This window comes from Xanthomonas hydrangeae (assembly GCF_032697525.1).
GTDB classification, from domain to species: domain Bacteria; phylum Pseudomonadota; class Gammaproteobacteria; order Xanthomonadales; family Xanthomonadaceae; genus Xanthomonas; species Xanthomonas hydrangeae.
Genome location: NZ_CP103836.1, coordinates 3,707,616 through 3,733,461 on the forward strand (window position 1 = coordinate 3,707,616; position 25,846 = coordinate 3,733,461).

The 25,846-nt window shown below is 65.4% G+C and carries 25 protein-coding genes; 19 read left to right on the forward strand and 6 right to left on the reverse strand.

Annotated elements, in window-relative coordinates; translation table 11 throughout:
* Positions 1–203: 203 nt before the first annotated feature.
* From rpoE to recO, 9 genes are all read left to right on the forward strand, one after another.
* The gene (rpoE, locus tag NYR97_RS15785; protein ID WP_043908138.1) at positions 204–824 is read left to right on the forward strand and encodes an RNA polymerase sigma factor RpoE; all 621 of its coding nucleotides are present in this window, start codon (positions 204–206) and stop codon (positions 822–824) included.
* Positions 821–1,708, forward strand: a complete 888-nt coding sequence (locus NYR97_RS15790; protein WP_316694483.1) for a sigma-E factor negative regulatory protein — start codon at positions 821–823, stop codon at positions 1,706–1,708. The genes rpoE and NYR97_RS15790 overlap by 4 nt, the downstream gene beginning before the upstream one ends.
* Positions 1,709–1,816: 108 nt before the next feature.
* Positions 1,817–3,400, forward strand: coding sequence for a DegQ family serine endoprotease (locus tag NYR97_RS15795; RefSeq protein ID WP_316694485.1), 1,584 nt, complete (start codon positions 1,817–1,819; stop codon positions 3,398–3,400).
* Between the two features lie 187 nt (positions 3,401–3,587).
* Positions 3,588–5,378, forward strand: a complete 1,791-nt coding sequence (gene lepA / locus NYR97_RS15800) for a translation elongation factor 4 (RefSeq protein WP_006449892.1) — start codon at positions 3,588–3,590, stop codon at positions 5,376–5,378.
* Between the two features lie 104 nt (positions 5,379–5,482).
* Positions 5,483–6,283 carry a signal peptidase I gene (lepB, locus tag NYR97_RS15805; RefSeq protein WP_016903795.1) on the forward strand — a complete coding sequence of 267 codons (801 nt, stop codon included), beginning with the start codon at positions 5,483–5,485 and terminating at the stop codon, positions 6,281–6,283.
* Entirely contained in the window at positions 6,284–6,691 is a 408-nt protein-coding gene (locus tag NYR97_RS15810) for a DUF4845 domain-containing protein (protein WP_026064646.1), read from the forward strand.
* Positions 6,681–7,361: a ribonuclease III gene (gene rnc / locus NYR97_RS15815; protein WP_316694489.1), complete on the forward strand. Its 681-nt coding sequence runs from the start codon at positions 6,681–6,683 to the stop codon at positions 7,359–7,361. Before NYR97_RS15810 ends, rnc begins: the two co-directional genes overlap by 11 nt.
* Entirely contained in the window at positions 7,358–8,257 is a 900-nt protein-coding gene (era, locus tag NYR97_RS15820; RefSeq protein ID WP_210762018.1) for a GTPase Era, read from the forward strand. Before rnc ends, era begins: the two co-directional genes overlap by 4 nt.
* 27 nt (positions 8,258–8,284) lie before the next feature.
* A complete protein-coding gene (gene recO / locus NYR97_RS15825; protein ID WP_205392026.1) occupies positions 8,285–9,007 on the forward strand; it encodes a DNA repair protein RecO in 723 nt (240 codons plus the stop codon).
* A gap of 120 nt (positions 9,008–9,127) precedes the next feature.
* Here recO and NYR97_RS15830 read toward each other — a convergent pair whose 3' ends face one another.
* Entirely contained in the window at positions 9,128–9,850 is a 723-nt protein-coding gene (locus tag NYR97_RS15830; RefSeq protein ID WP_205392025.1) for a response regulator, read from the reverse strand.
* A 156-nt stretch (positions 9,851–10,006) separates the two neighbouring features.
* On the opposite strand from NYR97_RS15830, the gene rlmD reads away from it, so the two are divergent.
* The 10 genes from rlmD (at position 10,007) to NYR97_RS15880 (ending at position 19,729) form a co-directional block, all read left to right on the forward strand.
* Positions 10,007–11,341, forward strand: a complete 1,335-nt coding sequence (rlmD, locus tag NYR97_RS15835; RefSeq protein ID WP_316694496.1) for a 23S rRNA (uracil(1939)-C(5))-methyltransferase RlmD — start codon at positions 10,007–10,009, stop codon at positions 11,339–11,341.
* 111 nt (positions 11,342–11,452) lie between these two features.
* Positions 11,453–11,977: a CYTH domain-containing protein gene (locus NYR97_RS15840; protein WP_316694498.1), complete on the forward strand. Its 525-nt coding sequence runs from the start codon at positions 11,453–11,455 to the stop codon at positions 11,975–11,977.
* 112 nt (positions 11,978–12,089) lie between these two features.
* A complete protein-coding gene (locus tag NYR97_RS15845; protein ID WP_316694500.1) occupies positions 12,090–12,773 on the forward strand; it encodes a DsbA family oxidoreductase in 684 nt (227 codons plus the stop codon).
* 39 nt (positions 12,774–12,812) lie between these two features.
* Positions 12,813–13,823, forward strand: a complete 1,011-nt coding sequence (locus tag NYR97_RS15850) for an NAD(P)/FAD-dependent oxidoreductase (protein WP_316694502.1) — start codon at positions 12,813–12,815, stop codon at positions 13,821–13,823.
* Entirely contained in the window at positions 13,798–15,393 is a 1,596-nt protein-coding gene (locus NYR97_RS15855; RefSeq protein ID WP_316694504.1) for a cryptochrome/photolyase family protein, read from the forward strand. Before NYR97_RS15850 ends, NYR97_RS15855 begins: the two co-directional genes overlap by 26 nt.
* Before the next feature lie 266 nt (positions 15,394–15,659).
* Positions 15,660–16,664: a beta-N-acetylhexosaminidase gene (gene nagZ / locus NYR97_RS15860; RefSeq protein ID WP_316694506.1), complete on the forward strand. Its 1,005-nt coding sequence runs from the start codon at positions 15,660–15,662 to the stop codon at positions 16,662–16,664.
* The gene (locus tag NYR97_RS15865) at positions 16,664–17,218 is read left to right on the forward strand and encodes a hypoxanthine-guanine phosphoribosyltransferase (protein ID WP_229009201.1); all 555 of its coding nucleotides are present in this window, start codon (positions 16,664–16,666) and stop codon (positions 17,216–17,218) included. The genes nagZ and NYR97_RS15865 overlap by 1 nt, the downstream gene beginning before the upstream one ends.
* An 84-nt stretch (positions 17,219–17,302) precedes the next feature.
* Positions 17,303–18,055: an S-methyl-5'-thioinosine phosphorylase gene (locus tag NYR97_RS15870; RefSeq protein ID WP_055820018.1), complete on the forward strand. Its 753-nt coding sequence runs from the start codon at positions 17,303–17,305 to the stop codon at positions 18,053–18,055.
* An 87-nt stretch (positions 18,056–18,142) separates the two neighbouring features.
* On the forward strand, positions 18,143–18,349 hold the full coding sequence (cspE, locus tag NYR97_RS15875) for a transcription antiterminator/RNA stability regulator CspE (protein WP_003488188.1): 207 nt from the start codon (positions 18,143–18,145) through the stop codon (positions 18,347–18,349).
* 96 nt (positions 18,350–18,445) lie between these two features.
* Entirely contained in the window at positions 18,446–19,729 is a 1,284-nt protein-coding gene (locus tag NYR97_RS15880; RefSeq protein ID WP_316694513.1) for an FAD-dependent oxidoreductase, read from the forward strand.
* 78 nt (positions 19,730–19,807) lie between these two features.
* Here NYR97_RS15880 and pdeM read toward each other — a convergent pair whose 3' ends face one another.
* Genes pdeM through NYR97_RS15905 form a run of 5 tightly spaced genes read right to left on the reverse strand, consistent with a single transcriptional unit; the run spans position 19,808 to position 25,775 of the window.
* A complete protein-coding gene (gene pdeM / locus NYR97_RS15885; protein WP_316694515.1) occupies positions 19,808–20,452 on the reverse strand; it encodes a ligase-associated DNA damage response endonuclease PdeM in 645 nt (214 codons plus the stop codon).
* Positions 20,442–22,937, reverse strand: a complete 2,496-nt coding sequence (locus NYR97_RS15890; RefSeq protein WP_316694517.1) for a ligase-associated DNA damage response DEXH box helicase — start codon at positions 22,935–22,937, stop codon at positions 20,442–20,444. The genes pdeM and NYR97_RS15890 overlap by 11 nt, the downstream gene beginning before the upstream one ends.
* The gene (locus NYR97_RS15895; protein ID WP_316694518.1) at positions 22,934–24,538 is read right to left on the reverse strand and encodes an ATP-dependent DNA ligase; all 1,605 of its coding nucleotides are present in this window, start codon (positions 24,536–24,538) and stop codon (positions 22,934–22,936) included. The genes NYR97_RS15890 and NYR97_RS15895 overlap by 4 nt, the downstream gene beginning before the upstream one ends.
* Positions 24,535–24,768 carry a hypothetical protein gene (locus NYR97_RS15900; RefSeq protein ID WP_316694520.1) on the reverse strand — a complete coding sequence of 78 codons (234 nt, stop codon included), beginning with the start codon at positions 24,766–24,768 and terminating at the stop codon, positions 24,535–24,537. Before NYR97_RS15900 ends, NYR97_RS15895 begins: the two co-directional genes overlap by 4 nt.
* The gene (locus NYR97_RS15905) at positions 24,765–25,775 is read right to left on the reverse strand and encodes a ligase-associated DNA damage response exonuclease (protein WP_316694522.1); all 1,011 of its coding nucleotides are present in this window, start codon (positions 25,773–25,775) and stop codon (positions 24,765–24,767) included. Before NYR97_RS15905 ends, NYR97_RS15900 begins: the two co-directional genes overlap by 4 nt.
* Positions 25,776–25,846: the final 71 nt, after the last annotated feature.

Sequence of the window (25,846 nt, forward strand, 5' to 3'; positions counted from 1 at the left end):
CGTTATCATCCAGAGGTTGTTTCCTTCACGTCAAATACCCATACCTGTCGGCAGGGCGACGCGCGCCTGGTGCGAGGCCTCGCCAGTGGCGCATCGGTGCAGCTAGCCTGGTGCGTGACGATCGTACGGATCGGTATGAACTTTTCCCTTCAATGGTTGTCTCATTGCCCGACTTCGGTGGGCTGACAGGAGTGCGGCCCGACATGGCCGAAGTCGATACACCTCAGGAGCTGGACCTGGAACTGGTCCGGCGTGTGCAGCGCGGCGAGAGCGCAGCGTTCGATGTGCTGGTGCGCAAATACCAGCACCGCATCGTTGCGTTGATCGGGCGCTACATCGCCGATTGGAGCGAGTGTCAGGACGTGGCCCAGGATACGTTTGTGCGCGCCTACCGCGCGATCAACAGTTTCCGCGGCGACTCGCAGTTCTATACCTGGTTGCACCGCATTGCCGTCAACACAGCCAAGAACCATCTGGTTGCGCACAACCGCCGTCCGCCCACCGACGATATCGAGATCAGCGATGCCGAACAGTTCGATGGTGCCACCCGCTTGCGCGACACCGATACCCCGGAGCGCGAACTGATGCGACAGGAGCTGGAACAAACGGTGATGCGTGCGGTCCAAGCCCTGCCGGAAGAACTTCGGTCGGCCATCACCCTGCGCGAGGTGGACGGGCTGAGCTACGACGAAATCGCGCGAAAGATGGATTGCCCGATCGGAACGGTGCGCTCGCGCATCTTCCGGGCGCGCGAGGCCATCGACATCGAGCTGCGGCCTCTGCTGGAGACCGAAAGCGCCACCCGTGAGCGACACCGCGTATGAGCCATACCCCTGTGATGTCCACCATCGACAAGTTCGAGCTTCACTATCGCCAGCAGTTGTCTGCGTTGGTGGATGGCGAGTTGAACGCCGACGAGTCGCGCTTCTTGTTGCGCCGTCTGGCGCACGACGACGAGCTGGCCGGTTGCCACGAACGTTGGCAGCTGTGCGGCGACGTGCTGCGCGGCGCAGCCAGTGCGCCGGCACCGCTGGATTTTGCCGCACGCGTGCGCAGCGCCATTGCCGATGAGCCGGTGTCGCAGGCGCAGCCAGCCACGCGTCCGGCCACGCGCTGGCGCTGGGGTGGTGGTGCGGCGATTGCGGCATCGGTCGCGGCGATTGCCTTGTTCATGGCGCGCGAGCGTCTGCCCGAGACAGTACCGCCGGCCGAACAGGTCCCGGTGTTCGCCACCGTGGCGCAGCTGCCCGCCACCGCGCAGGCTTCGACGACGCCCGTGGCGCCGAAGGGTCCGGCCGAGCCCGGCCCGGCGGCCCCCGATGAGGTTGTCGCGCTGGCCGCAGCGGTGCCGGCCGCCGCGCTGGCGTCCACGCGCCGTGGCGCGGCCACACGCAACCAGCAGGCCGCCCGCAGCGTCGCCGCGCGTCAGCAGCAGGCGCCAACCCGCATGCTGGCGTCCGCCGCTCCCGCCTCGGCGGCAGCTACGGCCGTCACGGCGCCATCGAATCCGTTCACGCATCCGGATACCACCTTGCAGGCGCGCCCGTGGCCACGGGCGGCGCTGTCCGGTGCCGGCGACAGTCCGCTCAATGCCAGTTTCCGCCAAGGCGGCCAAGGCACGGCGTTCTATCCGTTCGAGCCCGCGCCGCAGGGTGTCGCCAGCCCTGCGCCGAACCGGCCGCTGCCGGTGCAGCCGCTGCAGGATTGATGCCGCCGCCGATCTTCATCCATTCGGCGCCCTCCCTCCCGTTATCGTGCCAGACCCCTGCAGTGGCGGGGCTTTGGCTCCTGTCGCCCTGCCATCGGAGGCAACCTGATGAACCACCGCATTCGCACCCAGATGTTCGGCCTGATCGCCATGACCCTGCCGTTGGCCGCTTGCGCGCAGCAGCCCGCGCCCGCCGCCAAGGATGCCGCACCGATTGCCGCCAACCGCAGCGCCACCCCGGCGCCGCAGCTGGTGAGCGGCTTGCCGGACTTCACCAATCTGGTCGAACAGGTCGGCCCGGGTGTGGTCAATATCGAAACCACCATCACCCGCAAGGACGCGATGGCGCGCCAGCGACGCGGGCCGGGTGGGCAGGATGGCGGCGCGATGCCCGGCGACGAGCAGATGCCGGAGTTCTTCCGCCGCTTCTTCGGGCCGGATTTCCAGATGCCGGGCGGGCCGCGCCAGGGGCCGGGTGGCCCAGGGCAGGGCGATGACGATGGCGGCATTGCCGGCAAGTCGATGGGCTCGGGCTTCATCATCTCGGCCGACGGCTATGTGCTGACCAATCACCACGTGGTCGATGGCGCCAGCGAGGTCACCGTCAAGCTGACCGACCGCCGCGAGTTCAAGGCCAAGGTGGTCGGCAGCGACGAGCAGTTCGACGTGGCGCTGCTGAAGATCGAGGCCAAGGGCCTGCCGACCGTGCGCCTGGGCGATTCCAATTCGCTCAAGCCGGGCCAGTGGGTGGTGGCGATCGGCTCGCCGTTCGGGCTGGATCATTCGGTCACCGCCGGTATCGTCAGTGCCATTGGTCGCAGTACTGGTGGGCAGGAACAGCGCTATGTGCCGTTCATCCAGACCGATGTGGCGATCAACCAGGGCAACTCCGGCGGCCCGCTGCTCAATACCCGCGGCGAAGTGATCGGCATCAATTCGCAGATCTTCTCCGCCTCGGGCGGCTACATGGGTATCAGTTTTGCGATCCCGATCGATCTGGCCTTCAGTGCCGCCGAGCAGATCAAGGCCACCGGCCACGTGAGCCGCGGCATGTTGGGTGTGGCGGTCGGCCCGATCGACTCGCTCAAGGCGCAGGGCCTGGGCCTGCCGGATACGCGTGGCGCGCTGGTCAACGACATTCCGCCCGGCAGCCCCGCCGCCAAGGCCGGAATCGAGGTGGGTGACGTGATCCGCGCCGTCAACGGCAAGCCGATCGATGTCGCCAGCGATCTACCGCCGATGATCGGCCTGATGGCGCCAGGCACCAAGGTCAACCTGGACGTGTTGCGCGATGGCAAGCCGCGCAAGGTGGCGGTCACCCTGACGACGCTGGACAACCCCGCCGGCAACGCCGCACCGCGCACTGCTGCCGACGACAGCAAGCCGAGCGCACCGGCCAGTGTGGAACTGCTCGGGCTGCGGCTTGCCGATCTGACCGCCGCCGAGCGCAGTCGCCTGGGCCTGGAAGCGGGCGAGGGCGTGCGCATCGCCTCGGTCACTGGCGCGGCAGCGCGCAGCACCCAGCCGCCGCTGTCGCCGGGCTTGATCATCGCGCGTGTCGGCCGCACCAAGGTCGGCAGCGTCGCCGACATCAACCGCGCGCTGGCCAGTGTCAAGAAGGGCGATGTGGTCATGCTGCTGGTCACCGATGGCAAGGCCACCAGCTATGTCGCTTTGAAGGCTGGCGGCTGACGGAGGGAATGGAGAATCGGGAATCGGGAATGGCAAGAGCGGCTCCGCGAGGCGATAGCTCGCCTGGCTTTTCCGATTCCCCACTCCTTATTCCCGATTCTCGGCCCTGCGGGGCCGTAGCGTGCGATAATGCTGCGTTACCCTGACGACGGCTCCGCCGGCGCCCACCTCAATGTCCTCAGATTCAATGCGGAATATCCGCAACTTCTCCATCATCGCCCACGTCGACCACGGGAAATCCACCCTGGCCGACCGGATCATCCAGCTGTGCGGCGGCCTTCAGGCGCGCGAGATGGAAGCCCAGGTGCTCGATTCCAACCCGATCGAGCGCGAGCGTGGCATCACGATTAAGGCGCAGTCGGTGTCCTTGCCGTACACGGCCAAGGACGGGCAGGTCTACCAGCTGAACTTCATCGACACCCCCGGGCATGTCGACTTCTCGTATGAAGTCAGCCGCTCGCTGGCGGCCTGCGAAGGCGCGCTGCTGGTGGTGGATGCAGCCCAGGGCGTGGAAGCGCAATCGGTCGCCAATTGCTACACCGCGGTGGAGCAGGGCCTGGAAGTGGTGCCGGTGCTCAACAAGATCGACCTGCCCACCGCCGACATCGAGCGCGCCAAGGCCGAGATCGAAGCGGTGATCGGCATCGATGCCGAAGACGCGGTGGCGGTCAGTGCCAAGACCGGCTTTAACGTCGATCTGGTGCTGGAAGCGATCGTGCAGCGCATTCCGCCGCCCAAACCGCGCGATACCGACAAGCTGCAGGCGCTGATCATCGACTCCTGGTTCGACAACTACCTGGGCGTGGTGTCGCTGGTGCGCGTGATGCAGGGCGAGATCAAGCCGGGCAGCAAGATCCTGGTGATGTCCACCGGCCGCACGCATCTGGTCGACAAGGTCGGTGTGTTCACCCCCAAGCGCAAGGAATTGCCCGCGTTGGGCGCCGGCGAAGTGGGCTGGATCAACGCCTCGATCAAGGACGTGCATGGCGCCCCCGTCGGCGATACCTTGACCCTGGCGGCCGACCCGGCACCGCATGCGCTGCCCGGTTTCCAGGAAATGCAGCCGCGCGTGTTCGCCGGCCTGTTCCCGGTCGATGCCGAGGATTATCCGGACCTGCGCGAAGCGCTGGACAAGCTGCGTCTGAACGATGCGGCGCTGCGTTTCGAGCCGGAAAGTTCCGAGGCGATGGGCTTCGGCTTCCGCTGCGGTTTTCTGGGCATGCTGCACATGGAAATCGTGCAGGAGCGTCTGGAGCGCGAGTACAACCTCAATCTGATTTCGACCGCGCCGACCGTGGTCTATGAAGTGCTCAAGACCGACGGCAGCGTGATCCCGATGGACAATCCGTCCAAGCTGCCGCCGTTGAACCATGTGGAAGAGATCCGCGAGCCGATCATTCGCGCCAACATCCTCACCCCGCCCGATTACGTCGGCAACATCATCACCTTGTGCGAAGAAAAGCGCGGCAGCCAGATCGGCATCAATTACCTGGGCAGCCAGGTGCAGATCAGCTACGAGTTGCCGATGGCCGAAGTGGTGCTGGATTTCTTCGACAAACTCAAGTCGGTCTCGCGCGGTTACGCCTCGCTGGATTATCACTTCCTGCGTTTCGATGCCGGCCCGTTCGTGCGCGTGGATACCCTGATCAATGGCGACAAGGTCGACGCGCTGAGCATCATCGTGCACCGCAGCTACGCCGATCGGCGTGGCCGCGAGCTGTGCGAGAAGATGAAGGAATTGATCCCGCGACAGATGTTCGATGTGGCAATTCAAGCCGCCGTCGGCGCGCAGATCATCTCGCGCTCCACGGTCAAGGCGATGCGCAAGAACGTGTTGGCCAAGTGCTATGGTGGCGACGTTTCGCGCAAGAAAAAGCTGCTGGAAAAGCAGAAAGAAGGCAAGAAGCGCATGAAGCAGGTCGGCCGCGTGGAGATTCCGCAGGAGGCCTTCCTGGCTGTCTTGCAGATGGATAAGTAGCTGGGAATGGTAAATCGGGAATCGGGAATCGTAAGGGCGCAAGCGCTCCTGCTGTTCCGATTCCCCATTCTCGATTCTCGATTCCCTTTCCGAAAGGAACATCAATGAAATGGTTTGAAATCGCCCTGGTCGTACTGACGCTGGGCACAGGCTTCATCTGGCTGCTGGACAAGCTGTTCCTGGCCAAGCGCCGCGCCGCACGTGCCGGGCTGCTGGACAGCGAGCCGGCGATCATCGACTACTCGCGTGCGTTCTTCCCGGTGCTGGCGGTGGTGCTGATCCTGCGCAGCTTCGTGGCCGAGCCGTACAAGATTCCGTCCAGTTCGATGATGCCCAATCTGCTGATCGGCGATTTCATCCTGGTCAACAAGTTCGCTTACGGCTTCCGTCTGCCGATCACCAATACCAAGTTCATCCCGACCGGCGAGCCCAAGCGTGGCGACGTGGTGGTGTTCAAGCCGCCGCATGCGCCCGACCAGAACTGGATCAAGCGCGTGGTCGGCCTGCCCGGCGACAAGATCGGTTTCCACGGCGATACGCTGTACATCAACGACAAGCCGATGCGCTACACGGTCAAGGGCGAGTACATCGGCAAGGGCAAGGGCGCCGAGATGACCGGCACCACGCTGCTGGTCGAGGACCTGCCGGGCCGCACGCACACCGTGCTGGAATGGGTCGATCGCAACATGCCGGCCGGGCAGGGCGACTGGACCGTGCCGGCCGCCAGCTATTTCGTGATGGGGGATAATCGCGACAACAGCGAAGACAGCCGCTTCTGGACCCAGACGCACTTCCTGCCGGAGGCCAATCTGCGCGGCAAGGCGTTTTTGATCTGGCTCAATTGCGAAGGGTGGTTCTGCAAGGGGAGTTTCGATCCGTCGCGGATCGGGACCGGAATCCAGTAAATGCACGCACGGCGTGCCAGGGGAAGCACAATGAAGCGCAAGCAGAGCGGTATGACGTTGACGTCGTTCGTGGTGGTGCTGGCGGTGGTGGGGTTTGGCCTGTACTTGGGAATGAAGCTGTTTCCGATGTATCAGGAATATTATTCCGTGCGCACAGCGATGAAGGGTCTGGCCAAAGAGCCCGGCGCCGGCGAGATGGATCCGTCCAAGTTGCAGGATCTGTTCTTCCGTCGGCTGTACATCAATTACTCGGAAAACGTCAAAAAAGAAGACGTCAAGTTCGAGCGCATCGAAGGCGGCTGGCGCATGAAGGTCAACTACGAAGTGCGTCGCGAAATGATCGGCAATCTCGATGTGGTGGGCAAATTCGATACATCGCAGGACATGACTGGACGTGGTGGGCAATAGAACCTTCCAGCGTGGCGATCCGATCAGGCACGCGTTTGCCGATCCGGGTCTGCTCGCCCAGGCGCTGCGGCATCGCAGCGCCGGGACCCCGCATAACGAACGACTGGAATTCCTCGGCGACGGCATCGTCAATCTGCTGATCGCCGAGGCGCTGTATCAGCGCTGGCCCAAGGCCGACGAAGGCGCATTGACCCGTGCGCGCGCCGAACTCGTGCGCGAAGGGGCACTGGCCGTGATCGGCCGCACGCTGAATCTGGGCGAGCGGCTGACGCTCGGTCCGGGTGAGCTGAAATCCGGTGGCCACCGGCGCGATTCGATCCTTGCCGATGCGGTCGAAGCGATCGTCGCGGCGATCTATCTGGACTGTGGCTTCGAGCGTTGCCGTGAGGTGGTGCTGCCCTGGTTCGAGCCGTCGCTGGCCGCGCTGCCGGTGGGCAAGGCGGAAAAAGACCCCAAGACCCGGCTGCAGGAATGGCTGCAGGCGCGGCAACTCCCGCTGCCCAATTACGCGCTGATCAGTGAAAGCGGCGACGAACATGCCAAGCAGTTCCATGTCGCCTGCATTCTGGAACAGCCCGTCGCCCGCGCCGAAGGCCAGGGCACCTCGCGTCGCCTCGCCGAGCAACAGGCGGCCACCCTCGTCATCGCACAACTGGATTCGAACACGTGAGCGAAACCTCTTCCCCCCACCGTAGCGGCAGCGTTGCCGTGATCGGCCGTCCCAATGTCGGCAAGTCCACCCTGACCAATGCGCTGGTCGGCGCAAAGGTCAGCATCGTGTCCAACCGGCCGCAGACCACGCGGCATCGCTTGCTTGGCATTGCCACCTTCCCCGAGGGGCAGCTGGCATTGGTGGATACGCCCGGATTGCATCGCGAGCAGAAGCGCGCCATGAACCGGGTGATGAATCGCGCCGCGCGCGGCTCGCTGGAAGGTGTGGATGCCGCAGTGCTGGTGATCGAGGCCGGCCGTTGGGACGAAGAAGACACCTTGGCCTTCAATGTCCTGAGCGATTCCAAGGTGCCGGTGGTGCTGGTGGTCAACAAGGTCGACCGGCTCAAGGACAAGACTGCGCTGTTCCCGTTCCTGGCCCAGGTCAGCGAAGGCCGCACATTCGCCGCAGTGCATCCGGTGTCGGCGCTCAAGCGCAAGGGCCTGGAAGCGCTGGTCGGCGATCTGCTCAAGCTGGTTCCCGAAGCCGAGGCGATGTTCGGCGAGGACGAGATCACCGATCGCAGCCAGCGCTTTCTGGCTGGCGAACTGGTGCGCGAGCAGTTGATGCGCCAGCTCGGCGAAGAACTGCCGTATGCCACCACCGTGGAAATCGAGCGCTTCGCCGAAGACGGCGCATTGCTGCGCATTGGCGCGGTGATCTGGGTCGAGCGCGAAGGCCAGAAGGCGATCGTGATCGGCAAGGGTGGCACCCGCCTGAAGGAAATCGGCGGCAAGGCGCGCCTGCAGATGGAGCGGCTGTTCGGCGCCAAGGTCTTCCTGGAAACCTGGGTGCGCGTGCGCGAAGGCTGGTCGGACGACGAAGCGGCATTGAAGGCGTTCGGATACGAGTAAGACCGGGACCCGGTCACGCCTGCCGACATGCTGATCGACAACGAACGCGGTTTCGTCCTGCATGTGCGCCCCTGGCGCGAGACCAGTCTGCTGGTGGAAGTGCTCACCGAGCAGCAGGGGCGGGTGGGATTGCTGGCGCGTGGTGTGCACGCGCCGCGCAAACAGGCCTTGCGCGCCGCATTGCAGCCCTTGCAACTGATCCAGTTCACGGCGATGCAGCGCGGCGAGCTTGCGCAACTCCGCCAGGCCGAGGCCTTGGACACTGCGCCGCGCCTGGCCGGCGAAACCATGTTGGCCGGTTTCTACATCAGCGAGTTACTGCTGCGGCTGGCCCCACGCAACGACCCGGTGCCCGAGCTGTTCGATTGCTATGCGCGGGCGCGGGCGCATCTGGCCTCCAACCTGCCGTTGGCCTGGGGCTTGCGCCGGTTCGAGCGCGATGTGCTCGATGGGCTCGGGTTTGCCTTCGATCTGCAACACGACAACGACGGCCAACCGATCGACCCGGCGGCACGTTACCGCCTCGATCCGCAGGAAGGCGCATTGCGCGTATTGAGCGAGCGGTTGGCGCAGGACCGGCGCGAGACGGTGACCGGCGCGGCGCTGTTGGCGCTGGGCGAAGACGTCATGCCTGCGGCCGACGACATGCCGGGATTGCGTCGCAGCATGCGTGGCGTGCTGCTGCATCACCTGGGCGGACGCGGTCTGAAGTCCTGGGAAATGCTCGAGGATCTGGCGCGCCGGCGCTGATCAGCAAGGTGATCGCGCGCTACACGGCTGGGCGCGTCATTCAACCGAGCTCCGTATACGCATTCTCTCAATGCCGAGTCCGAGCCTGAGCGCCGCGTCGCGCAGCGACAGGCGCTCAGTTCAGTGCAACAACGCCGCCACCGCCGCATGAAACTGCGTCCGCGCCGTGCTCGATTGCGGGTCCCCGCGCAGTAAACGGACCGCGCCGGCAAGTCGCGCTGCGCCGACAAAGCCGCAACTGGCCTGCAGCCGGTGCAGATGGTTGCGCAGTGCCGGCTCATCGCTGATCTGCAGGGCCGAATCCACCGCGTCGCGCGTGCCCGGCAACTCGGCCAGGAACAATTCGCGCAGCGCGTTCAGATGGTGCTGCTGGCCGTTGAGCGCGCTGAGTGCGGCCGCTTCGTCCCAATCGCTGGCGGCGATGTCGACCACGCCGACCGGCGCCACGCTGTAACGGCCGCGCGCCAGTCCGCGACGCACCGCCTGCAGCAGACGTTCGGAGCTCAGCGGCTTGACCAGCATTTCCAGAAACCCATCGGACTGCAGGCTGCGTTGCATGGTCATGGTGCCGTCGGCGGTGTGGGCGAGTGCGGGGACGTCGGGATGCAACAGGCGCAGTGCGCGCAGCAGCTCGCTACCGGTGCCATCGGGAAGATTGACGTCGATCAACCAAAGGTCGTGACGATGTTCGCGGGCGCGGTCGAGCGCCGAAGACAGCGAATCGGCGCAATCCACCCGGGCGGGGAGGTCTTCCAGGACGGCCTGGAGAAACCCGCGGCTGATCGGGTCGTCTTCCACCAGCAAGAGTCGTGGGTGGGGTTCCTGACGTGTCGCCATATTCATGCTGCCTCCTTGTCAGCGATGCCGCGTCGTGACCGCCGCGTGCAGCCGGAGTTTGCCTGTGTTTGCGGCGCGCGACAATTGTCCCATTGCTTCAAGCGGCCTCCATCGATCGCATCTGCGACAATACGCACCCTTTTGCCCGCAGCTCGTCGCCACGTGGCCAGAACCCGAAACCGTTTCGACCGTACCCCGTTCCAGACCTCCATCATCGACCTCAGTCACGACGGCCGCGGTGTTGCGCGCCGCGAGGGCGAAGGCGGCAAGGTCACCTTCATCAGCGGTGCTTTGCCCGGTGAGGTGGTGCGTGCCGAACCCACCGCGCGTAGCCGGCATTTCGATGAAGCCAAGACGGTGGAGGTGCTGGAGGCATCGCCGCAACGGGTGACCCCGCGCTGCCCGCACTTCGGCGTCTGTGCCGGCTGCGTGCTGCAGCACCTGGACGAGTCGCAGCAGATCGTGGCCAAACAGCGCGTGCTGATGGATAACCTGGAGCGCATCGGCCACGTCACCCCGCAGGCGATCCTGCCGGCGTTGGTGGGCGACAACTGGGGCTACCGCCGCAAGGGGCGCTTCTCGGTGCGGCGGGTGGAGAAGAAGGACAAGACGCTGGTCGGTTTCCGCGAAACCGATCCGCGCTTCGTGGCCGATCTGTCGGTCTGCTACACGGTGATCCCGCAGATCGGCGAGAGGATTCCGCAGCTGGCCGCGCTGGTCGAAGGCCTGGATGGCAAGCGCGACATCCCGCAGATCGAATTCATTGCCGGCGACGAGGCGGTGGTGCTGACCATCCGCCACATGCAGCCGCTCAGCGAGCGCGATCTGCAGGCGCTGACGGAATTTGCGCAGGCCCACGCGTTTGCGATCTTCCTGCAGCCGGGCGGCGTGGAGAGCGTGCATCCGCTGTGGCCGCAACAGGTGCCGCTGTCGTTCCGTCTGCCGCAGTGGAACGTGGAGCTGGCGTTCCGGCCGCTGGACTTCATCCAGGTCAACGCCTCGCTCAACCAGAAAATGATTGCGCATGCACTGGCATTGCTCGATGCCAAGCCCGACGACCGCGTGCTGGATCTGTTCTGCGGTCTGGGCAATTTCACCCTGCCGCTGGCGCGCGGCGTGCGCGAAGTGGTCGGCGTGGAAGGCGATGCCGGGCTGGTGGCGCGTGCGCGCGAGAATGCCCAGCGCAATGGTCTGGACAACGCGCAGTTCTATGCGGCCGACCTGACCCAGGATCAGCGCCACACCGCGTGGATGCGGCAGGGCTTCGACAAGCTGCTGCTGGACCCGCCACGTTCGGGCGCGTTGGAAGTGCTGCAGCAGCTGCCGTTGAAAAAGTTCGAGCACATCGTCTATGTGAGCTGCCACCCCGGCTCGCTGGCACGCGACGCCGGCTACCTGGTCAACGAGCAGGGCTTCACGCTCAAGGCCGCCGGCGCGATGGACATGTTTCCGCATACGGCGCACGTGGAAAGCATCGCGGTGTTTGAGCGGCGGTGATTGGGGATTGGGCATTGGGGATTCGCAGGAGCGCATTCCCGACGCCCGCCAGTTAGCCGCTGTGACCAATCCCCAATCCCCAATTCCGAATCTCTAATCCCCCCAAATCCCATGCCCATTGAAATCGAACGCAAATTTCTCGTGACCGGCGACGGTTGGCGTAGCGCCGCGCATGCGGTGATCCCGATGGCGCAGGGCTATATCAACGACCAGGCAGCGATGCGCAGTGGCGCGCAGAACGCGTCGGTGCGTGTGCGCATCCAGGGCGAGAGCGCATTTCTCAATTTGAAATCGCGGCAGGTGGGGCATACGCGGCAGGAGTTCGACTACCCGATTCCGGTGGCCGATGCGCGTGCGCTGCTGGCGCTGTGTGTCGGCGGTTTGATCGACAAGCGCCGTTATCTGGTCGAGTACCAGGGCCATGTGTGGGAAGTGGATGAGTTTCTCGGCGACAACGCCGGGCTGGTGGTGGCCGAGATCGAACTCGATAGCGCCGACGAGGCGTTTGCCAGGCCTGCGTGGATCGGTGCGGAAGTCACCGACGATGTGCGCTATTACAACCTGGCGCTGGCCTCGCATCCGTTCACGCAGTGGCTGGAGAACCGGGATTCGGGATTGGGTAGTCGGGATTCGTAAAAGCTAGGGTCATGCGTCGGCCTGGGCTGATGCGTTGCGACTTCCCAATCCCTGCCTTGGAATTGGGCTTATGCTCTGCCAATCCCCAATGACGACTCTCCAATCCCCGCCCATGCGCATCGATATCTGGTCTGACGTGGTCTGTCCCTGGTGCTGGATCGGCAAGCGCCGTTTCGAGCAGGCGGTGGCCTCGCTTGGTGCGCAGGCACCTGCGCTGGACATCCATTACCACGCGTTTCAACTGGACCCCGACGCCGGTCTGGAACCGACGCCGTTGCGTGCTGCGCTGGCGCAAAAGTTCGGCGGTGCTGCGCGCGTGGATCAGATGCTGGCGCAGACGCAGGCCACTGCACGCGCCGAAGGTTTGCCGTTCGATTTCGGGCGTGGGCAGGTGCAGGTCAGTACATTGCGCGCGCATCGGCTGATCTGGCTGGCCAGCCATGAGGGCGATGTCGAGGCCGTGATCGAAGCGCTGTTTCATGCGCATTTTGCCGAAGGCCGCAACCTGGGCGCGACCGAAACGCTGGTGCGTGCTGGCGCCGCTGGCGGTCTCGACGAAGCACGCGTGCGCGCACTGTTGGACTCCGACGAAGGCATCGTTGCGGTGGAGGCGCAATTGGCGCAGGCCACTGCGCTGGGAATCCGTGCGGTGCCCAGTTTCGTGATCGATGGACGCAGCCTGATCCAGGGCGCGCAGCCGCCGGAGAGTTTTGCGCAAGCACTGTTGCAGCTGGCGGCCGAATCGGCGCCGATCGGTGGTCCCGATGCCTGCGGGCCGGACGGCTGTGCGGTGTGAACTGCCGGCGGCATCTTGCAACTCCCAACAGCTGACGAGATGACACAGCCCGCCCGCCCGAAGACGGTTGCGGTGATCGGCTCCGGATTGGCTGGGCTTGCCTGTGCGCAACGGCTGCAGGCGGCGGGATGGACGGTAACGCTGTTCGAGCAGGGCGGTGCACCCGGCGGGCGCATGCGCAGTTGCGCAGGCGATGGCTGGCAGTGCGACCACGGCGCGCAGTATTTCACCGCACGCGATCGGGCGTTTGCAGCCGTGGTGGACGAGTGGATTGCGGCCGGCGTCGCGGCGGCCTGGCCTGCGCGCGTCGCGAGCTGGGATGGCATCGAATTTCGTCCCTCGCAGAGCGTTGTGGCGCGTTTTGTCGGTGTGCCGGACATGGACGCACCGGCGCGCGCGCTCGCTGCGGGCCTGGAGGTTCGATTGAGCAGCGCCGTGCACTCTCTGCAGCGCAACGGCGACACATGGCGGCTGGCTGTGTCGGGAGACGAGACAAAACACGCCTTCGACACTGTAGTGCTGGCGGTGCCGGCGCCGGTAGCAGCCGCATTACTGGCCAATAGCGCGCCCACGCTCGCGACGATTGCCGCTGGCGCAAACATGCAGCCGGCCTGGGCGCTGGTGCTGCATTTCGACACGCCGCTCGACCCTGGTTACGACGCCTTGTTCGTCAACGCCGGCCCGTTGCGCTGGGTGGCGCGCAACGCCAGCAAGCCTGGACGAACCGGCAGCGAAACCTGGTTGCTGCACGCAAATGCCGATTGGAGCCAGGCGCATTTCGACGCTACGCCCGAGGCGGTGATTGCCAGTGTGTTGCCAACACTGGCCGCGCTTGGGTTGCCATTGCCGCAGTCCTGCGCTGCGTCTCGCTGGACAGTGGCCAGCACCGATCCGCCCTTGCAGATCGGCTGTGCCTGGGACGCGCAATTGCGCATCGGCCTGTGTGGCGACTGGTTGGCCGGCGGCAAGGTGGAAGGTGCCTGGCAAAGCGGCGCGGCACTGGCGGAGCGTGTGCGCGCCAGCGATGCCGTGCGCAGCGATCGCGATTAATGCTGTGGCACGCGCAGCCGACCTCAACCCACGGGCATCCGCACACACGCTGCGCCTGATTCTGGGTGATCAGCTCAATTCGCAGCACAGCTGGTTCGATGCGACCGATGCGGGCGTGGTCTACGTGCTGATGGAGGTGCGCGAAGAAACCGACTACGTGCTGCATCACGCGCAGAAGATTTTGGCGATCTTCGCGGCGATGCGCGCGTTCGCTGCGCGCTTGCGGCAGGCCGGTCATCGTGTGCGTTACGTGGCCATCGACAACCCCAGCAATCGGCAGTCGATTCCTGCGAATCTGGGCGCGTTGATGGCGCATTACCACGCTGCCCATCTGGACTATCAGGCGCCGGACGAATGGCGGCTGGATGAAGTATTGCAGCAATGGTGCGCACGCCAGTCCTTCACCACACGCATGGTCGATAGCGAGCATTTTCTGACCGAACGCGATGAGGTCGCCACGTGTTTTCGCGCCGGCAGCCAATGGTGCATGGAAGTGTTCTATCGAAAGATGCGCCGTCGCCATCGGATCCTGCTCGATGCAGCCGGCGAGCCGGAAGGTGGGCGCTGGAATTTCGATCACGACAACCGCGCGCCGTGGCCGGGCGACCCGCCGGCGCCGCAGGACTGGCGCGTAGCGCACGATCATCGCGCGTTGTGGAGCTGCATCGAAGCGGCTGGCGTGCGCAGCTTCGGTGCGCCGAATGCCGACGCGCTGCCGTGGCCGCTGGATCGTGACGAAGCGCTGCAACATCTGGATGCGTTCATTGCGCATGCGTTGCCGGACTTCGGCCGCTACGAAGATGCGATGAGCACGCGCAGCCCGCGCTTGTTCCATTCGCTGCTGTCGTTCGCGCTCAACGTCAAGCTGCTGCATCCGCGCGAGGTGATCGCGCGCGCGGAGGCGGCCTTGCATGAAGGACATGCGCCGCTGGCATCGGTGGAAGGTTTCATCCGCCAAATCCTGGGTTGGCGCGAATACGTGCGCGGGGTGTACTGGTCGCAGATGCCGGGCTATGCCCAGTCCAATCAGCTGGCGCAGCATGCGCCACTACCGCACTGGTTCTGGGACGGGCAGATCGGCATGCGCTGCCTGGCCGATGCCATCGGCAATTCGCTGGCCAACGCGCATGCGCACCATATCCAGCGGCTGATGGTGATCGGCAATTTCGCGCTGCTGGCAGGGCTGGAGCCGCAGGCGCTGCATCGCTGGTACCTGGGCGTCTACATCGACGCCTTCGAGTGGGTGGAGTTGCCCAATACGGTCGGCATGAGCCAGTTTGCCGACGGCGGCCTGCTCGGCAGCAAGCCGTATATCAGCGGCGCGGCCTATATCGACCGCATGAGCGATTACTGCGGCGGCTGCAAGTACCAGCGCAAGGCGCGGATTGGTGCGCAGGCCTGCCCGTACAACGCGCTGTACTGGGATTTCCTGGCGCGGCAGCGCACGCTGCTGCACGCCAACGAGCGGCTGGCGATGCCGTACCGGCAGCTCGACGACATGGCGCCGGAGGTGCTGGCCCAGGTGCAGGCGCAGGCAGCGTATTGGCGGGCGAATCTTGAGGTGCTCTGACGTGCTGTGACGTGCGCTGGATCAGGGCGGCTTTAATGACGTCCGGAGCGGCCTGGACACGGCTCAGTCCGCAGGGGCAGGGCGGCTGCGCGCCTTGGGCGAAACCAGCAAGCCGACGTCGGTGAGTGCAGAACATCGCCTGGGTAACCAGGCGCGTGGACGTACCGGTCCGGCACCTGCCTGAATGCGCGATCTGACGCTGCAACGCGCATCTGCGACAATGCCGCGCTGCGCCAACGTGGCGCCTGGCCCGGGAGTCCCCCAACATGCTTCTGATCGGCGTTGCCGGTACCGAACTCAGTGCACAGGAGCGCGACTGGCTGCAGCACGACGCGGTCGCCGGCGTTGTGCTGTTCACGCGCAACTTCGCCTCGCGCACGCAAGTGGCCGAGCTGTCCGCCTCCATCCGCGCTGCGGCACCGCGCCCGGTGCTGATCTGCGTCGACCAGGAAGGCGGGCGCGTGCAGCGGTTTCGCGAGGGTTACAGCGCCCTTGCGCCGCTGCAGAGCTTCGGCGCGCAGTATGCGCAGGACCCCGAGGCCGCCCTTGCCGCCGCGCGCGCGCATGCGCAGCTGATGGCCAGCGAAGTACGCGCCAGCGGCGTGGACCTGAGCTTTGCGCCGGTGGTGGATCTGGGTCGTGGCAACCGCGCCATCGGCGATCGCGCCTTCAGCGACGACCCGCAGATCGTGGCCAGCTTCACTCGTGCCTATGTGCAAGCGCTGCACGGCGCCGGCATGGCGGCCACGCTCAAGCATTTCCCCGGCCACGGCACGGTGCTGGAAGACACCCATGTCGACCATGCCAGCGACCCGCGACCGCTGGAGGTCCTGCAGGCCGAAGACCTGGTGCCGTTCGTGGCCGGGATCGAGGCCGGTGCCGACGCGGTGATGATGGCGCACGTGGTCTACCCGCAGGTCGCCCCGGAACCGGCCGGCTATTCGCAGCGCTGGATCGAGCAGATCCTACGCGGGCAACTGGGCTTCCGCGGCGTGGTGTTCTCCGACGACATCGGCATGGCCGCCTCGTTCAGCGCTGGCGGCGTGGCGGGCCGGGTGCATGCGCATCTGGATGCCGGCTGCGACGTGGTGCTGGTCTGCCACCCGGAACTGGTCGATGAATCGCTGCAGGCCGTGCAAGGCCGCAGCCTCAACACCGCAGCATTGATCGGCCTGATCGGCCGCGGCGCACTGGGCTGGGATGGCCTGCTCGCCGGCTCCGACGCCTCATTCACCACTTCTCCTTCCGCCCCTTTCGGAACACTTGCCTGATGTCCACGCTCACCATTTCCCAGGCCCTGGCCCAAGCCGATCTGCTGGTCGACCGCCCCGCCATCGACGCCGCCGTCGGCACCATTGCCGATGCGATCGCGCGCGACTATGCCGGCGAAGTGCCGGTATACCTGACCATCATGCATGGCGCGTTGCCGTTCTCCGGCCAGCTGGCGCTGGAGCTGGGCGCACGCGGCCAGGACCTGCAGTTCGATTACCTGCATGCCACCCGCTATCGCGGCGAACTCACCGGCGGCGAGCTGGTCTGGAAGCACCGCCCGGCCACGGCGCTGTTCGGCCGCCGGGTGATTCTGGTCGACGATATTCTCGATGAGGGTTACACGCTGCAGGGCGTGCGCCAGTGGTGCCTGGAGCAGGGCGCTACCGACGTGCGTGTGGCGGTGTTGACCGTCAAGCGTCATGACCGCTGCGTGCCCGGCGTCGCTGCCGATTATGTGGGCGTGGAAGTGGCCGACCGCTACGTGTTCGGCTTCGGCATGGACGTCAACGAGCAGCTGCGCGGCATTCCCGCCATCTATGCGATGAAGCAGTAATTCCCGCAGTGTGCCCGCATCGCTGCGGGCAGCCCGGCGCGCCCGCGTGCGCGCACCGTCATGTCTTCGTAGCAGAGGTCGGTTGTGTCCCCCAATTCCATCGCATTGGCCGTCATCGGCGGCACTGGTGTCTACAAGCTCGCGCAGCTGGACGAGGTGCAGACGCACCAGATCGAAACACCGTACGGCGCACCCTCCGGGCCGATTCGCGTCGGCATGTTGCTGGGTCACCGCGTGGCGTTTCTGGCGCGGCATGGCGAGGGCCATTCGCTGCCGCCGCACAAGGTGAATTACCGCGCAAACATCGCTGCGCTGCAGCAAATCGGCGCTTCGCGCGTGCTGGCACTCAACACCGTGGGCGGCATCACCGAGCGGTTCGGCCCGCGCGTGCTGGCGTGCCCGGATCAGTTGATCGATTACACCTGGGGCCGCGTGTCCACCTTCTGCGAAGAGCCGGGAAGCGAGGTGCAGCACGTGGATTTCGGTCATCCGTATTCGCCGATGTTTCGCAGCAAGGTCATTGCCGCGGCCAAGGTGACGGGTGTCACGCTGGTTGCCGATGGATGTTATGGAACCACACAGGGACCACGGCTGGAAACGATTGCAGAGATCGCCCGCATGCGTCGCGACGGCTGCGATCTGGTCGGCATGACCGGCATGCCCGAAGCGGGGCTTGCACGCGAAAAAGGCCTGGAATATGCGTGTTTGGCGATCGTTGCGAACTGGGCGGCCGGTTGCGGCGACGCGCAGGAAATCACCATGGCCGAGGTGCTGAGCAACGTCGATGCGGCCTCTTCCGGATTGCCGGAGCTGATTGGCGAACTTGCACGCGGGTGATTGTCATCGGGGCATAAGCTTTGCATACTCGGCGCGTACGCATCGCCGTACACCACCCATTAATTATTGCAAAGGTCTCGCATCACCATGCCGAACGGTACCGTCAAGTGGTTCAACGACGCCAAGGGATTTGGCTTCATCTCACCGGAGGACGGCAGCGCCGATGTCTTCGCGCACTTCTCCGCGATCAACTCCAAGGGCTTTCGCAGCCTGCAGGAAGGCCAGCGCGTCAGTTATGACGTGACCCAGGGCCCCAAGGGTGCCCAGGCTTCGAACATCACGCCGGTCGAGTAACCTGACTCGACTGTGCGGTTGAAGAACCCCGCCACGGCGGTTTTTTTTTTGCACCGGTCGATGCGGGATCGGTGAAGAGCAGAAAGAGCAGGGACGATGCAACGAGCATTACGGATTGCGGTAGTGGGCTATGGCACGGCGGGGCAGGCACTGGCCGTGCTGCTGGGCGCCGATGGGCATCGACTGGATGTGTTCGAGCGCGCCGCCGCGCCCGGGCCGGTGGGCGCAGGATTTCTGCTGCAGCCCAGCGGCCTGCAGGTGTTGTGGAAGATGGGATTGCTGCCGCAGGCGCTTGCGCATGGCGCGCCGGTGCGGCGGCTGTATGGTGAAACGCCATGCGGACGCGCGGTGATGGACATGCAGTATCGCGATCTGGATCCGCGGCTGATGGGCTTGGGCATGCAGCGCGGCGCCTTGTTCGCGCTGTTGCGTGACGCCTGGCCGGAGCAGGCGCAACTGCATGTGGATACGCAGATCACCGCGATCGATCACGACGGCGTGCGTGTGCAGGATCAGCGCGGGCACTGGCATGGTCCGTACGATCTGATCGTCGCCGCCGATGGCTCGGCCTCCACGCTACGCGCGCAGGCGCAGGGCACGCGGCTGGATCGGGTCTATCCGTGGGGCGCGCTGTGGTGCTTGTTGCCACGCGATGATTGGCCGTTCGTCGATGAGCTGCGACAGCGGTATATCGGCGCACGCAAGATGATCGGTCTGCTGCCGGTGGGCACGCGGCCCGGCGACGACACGCCGCGACTGAGTTTTTTCTGGAGCCTGCCGTGCAGCGATTTTGCTGCGTGGGAGCAGCGTGGCATCACGGCATGGCGCGATGAAGTGGCGCAGATGTGGCCGGATGCACACGCCTGCCTGGAAACCGTGCAAGTGCATGGCACACTGGCGCGTGCCAGTTACCGCGACGCGGTGGTGACGCGCTGGCATCGCGGCCGTTTCGTGCTGGCCGGCGATGCGGCGCATGCGATGAGCCCGCAGCTGGGACAGGGCGTCAACATGGCGCTGCTGGACGCGTTGGCGATGCGCGATGCGTTGCGGGTTGGCACCGATCTGGATGCGGCCTTGCAGCACTATCAGCGCGAACGCCAGGCGCATGTGGCGATCTACCACCGCTGGAGCCGTTGGTTGACGCCGCTGTTCCAGTCCGAGCGCGACCTATGGGCGCACGGACGCGACCTGCTGATGCGCCCGATGGGCCGCGTGCCTGGCGGGCGCGGACATATGCTGCGCGTGCTCAGCGGTACCCAGCAGGGTTGGTTCGGCAAGCTGGCGTTGGCGCCGGAGTTTGTGGAGGCGTTGTCGCAACCAGTGCCGCAACCGCAGCTGCAAACACGTGCTGAGGACGATGGCGTTAAAACCGTGATGTAGCGCGTGTGGGTTGTTGCGGGCCACACGCGTGATCTATCTGATGCGTGCTGGTGTGATCGCAGCCGCACTGTTGTGTCGCTAGCGTACCGGCAACGCCACCGCATCGCCTTCCACACAGGCGACCAGGCGCTCGCCTTCGATCAGCGTTGGCACGATGCCGGCGGTAAAATGCGAGAACGCCGGCAGGATGGTGACGCGCTCGCGCAACCAGAACGCCGGCCAGCGGCGCGACATGCCGGGCAGTGCGGCCAGCGGATGCAGATGCCCGCACAGCACGTGCCCGGTCGGATGCGGCAAGGGATCGTGGCGCAGCACGAACGGGCCGTCTTCGACCTGCTCGCCGGCCGCTTCGATATGCAGATCCGCACCGGCCAGGGCGCGGTCGTGGTTGCCGCGGATGGCGATCACGCGCAACGCGCAATGACGCTCGCGCCATGCGCTCCAGCGGCGATGCCAGGCCGCGCGCGGGGCAGGCCCGTGCAGCAGATCGCCGAGGATCCACAACGCCTCCACGGCGCGTTGTTCCAGCAACGCATCCAGCCGATCCAGATCGTGCGCAGTGCCGCCGGCCGGCATCCCGATGCCGGCGCGGCGGAACACATCGGCCTTGCCCAGATGCAGGTCGGCGATCAACAAGGCGCGTTGCGCCGGCCGGTACAGCGCACGCTCGCCGAGCAATTCCATTGTTTCCCCGGCCAGCTGCAGTTGCACGCTATCGCCCATGTTTACGCTCCAGTTGTTCGGCAGCGCGCAGCACGCGGGCCTTCCAGTCTTCGGTACTCAGTTGGCCGCGCACGCGTTCGGCCCATAGCGGGAATGACAAGGGAGTCAGACTGCGCGGTTTGCACAAACGTAGTTCGCGGCGGGCGCAATCTTCCAGTGCATGCGCAAGCCGCGCCAGTTCGAGCTGGCCTTCGAACACTTCGCGTTCGGCCTGAGCGAGCAGTAGATGGTCGGGATCAAAGCGCTGCAAGACGTCGTAGAGCAAACCGCTGGACGCCTGCACCTGGCGCAGGCTACGTGGCGCGCGGCCGGGCAGCGATGGCGACAGCAACCCGGCAACGCGTGCGATCTCGCGGAATTGCCGGCGTGCCAACTCGCCCAGATTGAGGCTGTCGCGCAGATCGTCGAGCAACCCGGCTGGCGACAGCAAGCTCTGCAGCACGTTCGCATCGAGTTCAACATCCTGCGCGGGCGACAGCACAAAGCCATAATCGTTGGCGGCAAAACTGAAGGTGTTGCGCTGCCGCCGACCCCAGCGTGCGGCAAGCAATGCAGCCAGCCCTTCATTGACCTGACGCCCGGCGAACGGATACACGAAGACATGCCGTCCATCGCGCGCCTTGATGCTTTCCACCAGCAGATGGTCCGGGCCGGGCAACGAGGACAGCGATGACTGCAGGCGCAGTAGCGGCGCAAGCGCCTGCATTTCCGGCGCATCGCCGGGATCGGAAAACACCGCCTCGACCTCGCGCCCCAAGGCCGACGACAACGGCATGCGCCCGCCCATCCATTTCGGCACCACGCCACTGCCGCCCTTGGCCACGCGCACATAAGCGGTCATGTCTTCCAGCCGCACCAGCTCCAGCAAACGGCCGGCGAATTGAAAACGATCGCCACGGCGCAGACGGCCGACGAATTGTTCTTCCACTGCACCCAGGCGGCCGCCGCGCAGGAACTGCACGCGCACGCTGCCATCGCTGGTGATGGTGCCGATGGACAAGCGATGCCGTAGCGCGACGCGCCGATCGATGACGCGATACACGCCCTCTTCGTCGCTCACGACTTTATGGAAATCCGGGTAATGCGCCAGCGCGCTGCCGCCTTGCACGATGAAGTCGAGCACCGCTTGCCAGGTGGCTTTATCCAGCGCCGCAAATGCATCGGTGCCGCGCACTTCTTCAAACACTGCATCGGCGTGGAAACCGCCGCCGAGTGCGAGCGTGACGCAGTGCTGCGCCAATACATCCAGCGACAGGCGTGGCGGTGGGCGCGCTTCGATATGGCCATGCATGATCGCGCGGCGCGCAGCGGCGTATTCCACCAGTTCCAGCGCATGCGAGGGCACGCATACCACGTGTCCGGATTCGCCCGGGCGATGACGCGCGCGGCCCGCACGCTGCAGCAAGCGTGCAATGCCTTTCGGGCTGCCGACCTGCAGCACCTGATCCACCGCCGGAAAATCCACGCCCAGATCCAGGCTGGAGGTTGCCACCACGCAGCGCAGGCTGCCGTCGCGCAGGCCGAGTTCGGCCGCTGCGCGTAAGGACGGGTCCAGCGAGCCGTGATGCAACGCGAGCGTGGCCGGATCGTCCGGCCACACCGCGCTCAAGGCCTGATGCCACAACTCGGCTTGCGCGCGCGTGTTGGTAAACACCAGGCTGGTGCGCTGCTGCATGATCTTCTGCAGCACGCGCGCCAGCTGCGCCAGGCCGAGATGCCCGGCCCAGGGAAAGCGTTCGCCACTCTCGGGCAACAGCGTCTCCAACGTCATCGCGCGTGGTTTGACGCCCGAGACCAGCGCAGCATCCTGGCGATGCGGCAACAGCACATCGCGTGCTTGGGATAAGTTGCCCAGCGTCGCCGACAGGCCCCAGAGGCGCAGTGCGGGTGCCCAGCCGCGCAAACGCGCCAAGCACAGTTGCAGCAGCACGCCGCGCTTGTTGCCTAGCAGCTCATGCCATTCGTCGACGATCACGCAGCGTAGCGCCGACAACTGCGGCGCGGTATCCGGGTACGACAGCAACAACGCCAACGATTCCGGCGTGGTGACCAGTACATCGAGCTTGCCGCTGCGCGCCAGCCGCTTGTCGCGCGCGCTGGCATCGCCGGTACGCAAGCCCACCTGCCAATTCAGCCCCAACGCCTCCACCGGCTCGCGTAGAGCGCGTGCGGTATCTGCGGCGAGTGCGCGCAACGGGGTGATCCACAGTACTTGCAGTGTGCGTTGCTGCTGACGGGGCGCAGTCGTCGTGACAGATTTGATCGGCGTGCGGCGCCCGCGTGCAGCCAACGCTTCCAGCAGCGGCCCGCCGAAGGCCGCCAGCGTCTTGCCGCTGCCGGTTGGCGTATGCAGCAAGCCGGATTCGCCATCGAGATAGCGCTTCCACACATCGCGTTGAAACGGTAACGGCGCCCAGCCGCGATGCGCGAACCAGGCACGCCATTGCTGCAACGGCGTGCCGCGTGTCTGCTGCGCGTCGCTCACCGTGCCAGCGCCTGCAGGCTGCTCAGGTGATCTGCCTCGGCCATCGGTTTGTCCTGGCGCCAGCGCAAAATCCGCGGAAAACGCACCGCAATGCCGGACTTGTGCCGCGCGCTGCGATTGACCGCTTCGAACCCCAGCTCGAACACATGATGCGCGGTGACCGCGCGCACCGGGCCGAAGCGCTCGGTGGTGTTGGCGCGGATCCAGCGATCCAGTTGCAGAATTTCCTTGTCGTCCAAACCCGAATACGCCTTGGCGATCGGCACCAGCTGGCCCTCGTGCCACAGCCCGAAGGTGTAGTCGGTGTACAGCGTGCTGCGCCGGCCATGACCGGCTTGCGCATACAGCAGTACCGCATCGATGGTGAGCGGGTCGATCTTCCACTTCCACCAGTCGCCGCGTCGGCGACCGGATTGATACATCGAATTGGCGCGCTTGAGCATCAGCCCTTCCACGCCGCGCTCGCGTGCATCCAGGCGCACCTGCGCGGCGGCCTGCCAATCGCTCACCTGCACCAATGGCGAGGCGACGATGCGTGGATCGGCGAGCGTGGCCAGCACGCCTTCCAGCAGTGCGCGACGCTCCTGTAATGGACGTTCGCGTAAATCCTCGCCATCCAGCTCAAGCAGATCGTAGGCGACCACACGTGCTGGCGCTGCTGCCAACGTCTTTGGCCCGGGCTTGAGCCGCTGGATGCGCGTCTGCAAAGCGGTGAACGGCATCGGCAACGGCTGCTCCGCTTGCCAGGCCAACAGCTCGCCATCGATGACGGTGCCCTCTGGCAACTGCATCGCGGCCTGTTCGATTTCCGGAAAACGACCATCCAGACGTTCTTCGCCGCGCGACCACAACGCCGCTTCGCCAGCGCGTCGAATCAGCTGCAGCCGAATGCCGTCCCACTTCCATTCCAGCAGCCAGGCATCGACCGCGCCCAGCGTGTCGACCTCGGCTTCCAGTGGCGAGGCGAGAAAGAACGGGTAGGGCTGCTGCCGATCGCCGGGCAATTCTTCGGCGGTCAGCAGGTTGGCCAGATAGGTCGGATGCGGCCGCCAGCTGCCGAGCATGCGCTGCGCAATACGTGCAATTTCTATCCCGGACATCTCGGCCAACGCCTGTTGCACCAGTCGTTGCGACACACCGACGCGCAGCGCGCCGGTCAGCAGCTTGTTGAACACCAGGCGCTCGTCGAAGGCCAGGCTGCGCCACGCCTGCACGATGCAGGCCTTGCGCACATCCACGTCTTGATTGGCGATCGGCAGCAGCCGTTGTTCGATCCATTCTGCAAGCGGTAGATCCGCCGCTTCGGAGTCCGGATCATCCAACAGCAAGGCCAGCGTTTCGGCCAGATCGCCGACGTGGTCGTAGCTATCTGCAACCAACCAATCGGCAATACCGGCGGTTTCGGTGATCCATTCGCGCAACTCGCCGCTGCTGGCGATGCGCATGCGTGTGCTGGCCACCTTGCCGCCGGCCAGTAAATACAACGCCCACGCCGCATCAAGCGGCGGCGCGCTGCCAAAATAACGCACCAACGCGGCACGCTTGTCGAGCGTGCCGGTACTGCGATCCAGGGTGCGGTACAACGCGGCAAATCGCTTCACGGCAGCGCCTGCGTCGTTGCGCATTTGTCTGCGGCACGCAGTTTCATTGCGCGTTGCGTAAACGCACTCAAGCTGCGCGTGCGACGCTGCGGCTGCGGTGGTCCCACAATGGCGGCAGGCGTAGCGCGATGAATGCGAAACGCCAGGGCGTGCCGACGAAACGCAAGCGCACCGCTCAGGCGAATGCGAGGACGTGCGCGAACATAACGGCATACGGGCAGCGGGTTCATTCCTCGGCTCCGAAATCGGTGCGGAAGGCTTCGGCTGCCACGCCGCGTTCCAGCAGATGCTGGATCAAGGCATCGGTGTTGCCGTGGGTGGCGATCACGCGCCGCGCGCCGGTCTCTTCGATCGTGCGCAACAGGTCCGGCCAATCGGCATGATCGGACACCACAAAACCGCGGTCGTAATTGCGTCGACGGCGATTGCCGCGAATGCGCATCCAGCCCGATGCAAAGCCCTGTTGTGCATGCCGGAAGCGACGGATCCAGGCGCTGCCGGCCGCCGAGGGCGGCGCCAATACCAATTGCCCGGCATAGTCGGCGCCGCGCGCATGTTCGCTGACCGGTTGGGTGTCCAGCATCGCGATGCCGGCCTGGCGATACACCTCCACGCCCACCGCGATCGCGCCATGCAACAACGCCGGTTGCGTGTCCCAGGCGCGCAGCTCCGCCAACACCCGTTGCGCCTTGCCCAATGCATAGCAATAGAGGATGGCCGCTTCGCCGCGCTCGGCGCATTCGTGGCGCCAGGCGACGATATCGGCCGCGACATCGGAGGTGTCCGGCCAGCGATACACCGGCAGCCCGAAGGTCGCTTCGGTGATGAAGGTGTCGCACGGCACCACTTCGAACGGCTTGCAGGTGGGGTCGTGCTGGCGTTTGTAATCGCCCGAGGCGACCCAGACCTCGCCATCGACTTCGATGCGCACCTGCGCCGAGCCGAGCACGTGGCCAGCCGGATGCAGCGACACCTGCGCGCGTCCCAGGCGAAACGCTTCACCATCGGCATGCGTGTGATAGACCTGCTCGCCGAGGCGCCACTGCAGGATCGGCAGGCTCTCATGCGTGCAGTGGTATTCGCCCATGCCGCTGCGCGCGTGGTCGCCATGCCCGTGGGTGATCACCGCACGCGGCACCGGCCGCCAGGGATCGATATGGAAGTCGCCCTGCGCGCAATACAGACCCTCGGGCCCAAGCACCACCAGATCGCCAGGTTTGTCGTTGCCGTTGCGCATGCGCCAACTCTGGCCAAGCCGGTGTGCAGATCCTGAGAATGGGAATGGCATGCATCGGCGTAGCGCCTCGA

Coding starts and splice junctions, on each gene's coding strand:
- cspE (WP_003488188.1), top strand. CDS start 18,143: ATGCCGAACGGTACCGTCAAGTGGTTCAACGACGCCAAGGGATTTGGC.
- NYR97_RS15795 (WP_316694485.1), top strand. CDS start 1,817: ATGAACCACCGCATTCGCACCCAGATGTTCGGCCTGATCGCCATGACC.
- NYR97_RS15845 (WP_316694500.1), top strand. CDS start 12,090: ATGCGCATCGATATCTGGTCTGACGTGGTCTGTCCCTGGTGCTGGATC.
- NYR97_RS15900 (WP_316694520.1), bottom strand. CDS start 24,768: ATGAACCCGCTGCCCGTATGCCGTTATGTTCGCGCACGTCCTCGCATT.
- nagZ (WP_316694506.1), top strand. CDS start 15,660: ATGCTTCTGATCGGCGTTGCCGGTACCGAACTCAGTGCACAGGAGCGC.
- NYR97_RS15810 (WP_026064646.1), top strand. CDS start 6,284: ATGCACGCACGGCGTGCCAGGGGAAGCACAATGAAGCGCAAGCAGAGC.
- NYR97_RS15830 (WP_205392025.1), bottom strand. CDS start 9,850: ATGAATATGGCGACACGTCAGGAACCCCACCCACGACTCTTGCTGGTG.
- lepA (WP_006449892.1), top strand. CDS start 3,588: ATGCGGAATATCCGCAACTTCTCCATCATCGCCCACGTCGACCACGGG.
- pdeM (WP_316694515.1), bottom strand. CDS start 20,452: ATGGGCGATAGCGTGCAACTGCAGCTGGCCGGGGAAACAATGGAATTG.
- recO (WP_205392026.1), top strand. CDS start 8,285: ATGCTGATCGACAACGAACGCGGTTTCGTCCTGCATGTGCGCCCCTGG.
- NYR97_RS15905 (WP_316694522.1), bottom strand. CDS start 25,775: ATGCGCAACGGCAACGACAAACCTGGCGATCTGGTGGTGCTTGGGCCC.
- lepB (WP_016903795.1), top strand. CDS start 5,483: ATGAAATGGTTTGAAATCGCCCTGGTCGTACTGACGCTGGGCACAGGC.
- NYR97_RS15850 (WP_316694502.1), top strand. CDS start 12,813: ATGACACAGCCCGCCCGCCCGAAGACGGTTGCGGTGATCGGCTCCGGA.
- NYR97_RS15880 (WP_316694513.1), top strand. CDS start 18,446: ATGCAACGAGCATTACGGATTGCGGTAGTGGGCTATGGCACGGCGGGG.
- NYR97_RS15790 (WP_316694483.1), top strand. CDS start 821: ATGAGCCATACCCCTGTGATGTCCACCATCGACAAGTTCGAGCTTCAC.
- rpoE (WP_043908138.1), top strand. CDS start 204: ATGGCCGAAGTCGATACACCTCAGGAGCTGGACCTGGAACTGGTCCGG.
- NYR97_RS15840 (WP_316694498.1), top strand. CDS start 11,453: ATGCCCATTGAAATCGAACGCAAATTTCTCGTGACCGGCGACGGTTGG.
- NYR97_RS15865 (WP_229009201.1), top strand. CDS start 16,664: ATGTCCACGCTCACCATTTCCCAGGCCCTGGCCCAAGCCGATCTGCTG.
- NYR97_RS15855 (WP_316694504.1), top strand. CDS start 13,798: ATGCCGTGCGCAGCGATCGCGATTAATGCTGTGGCACGCGCAGCCGAC.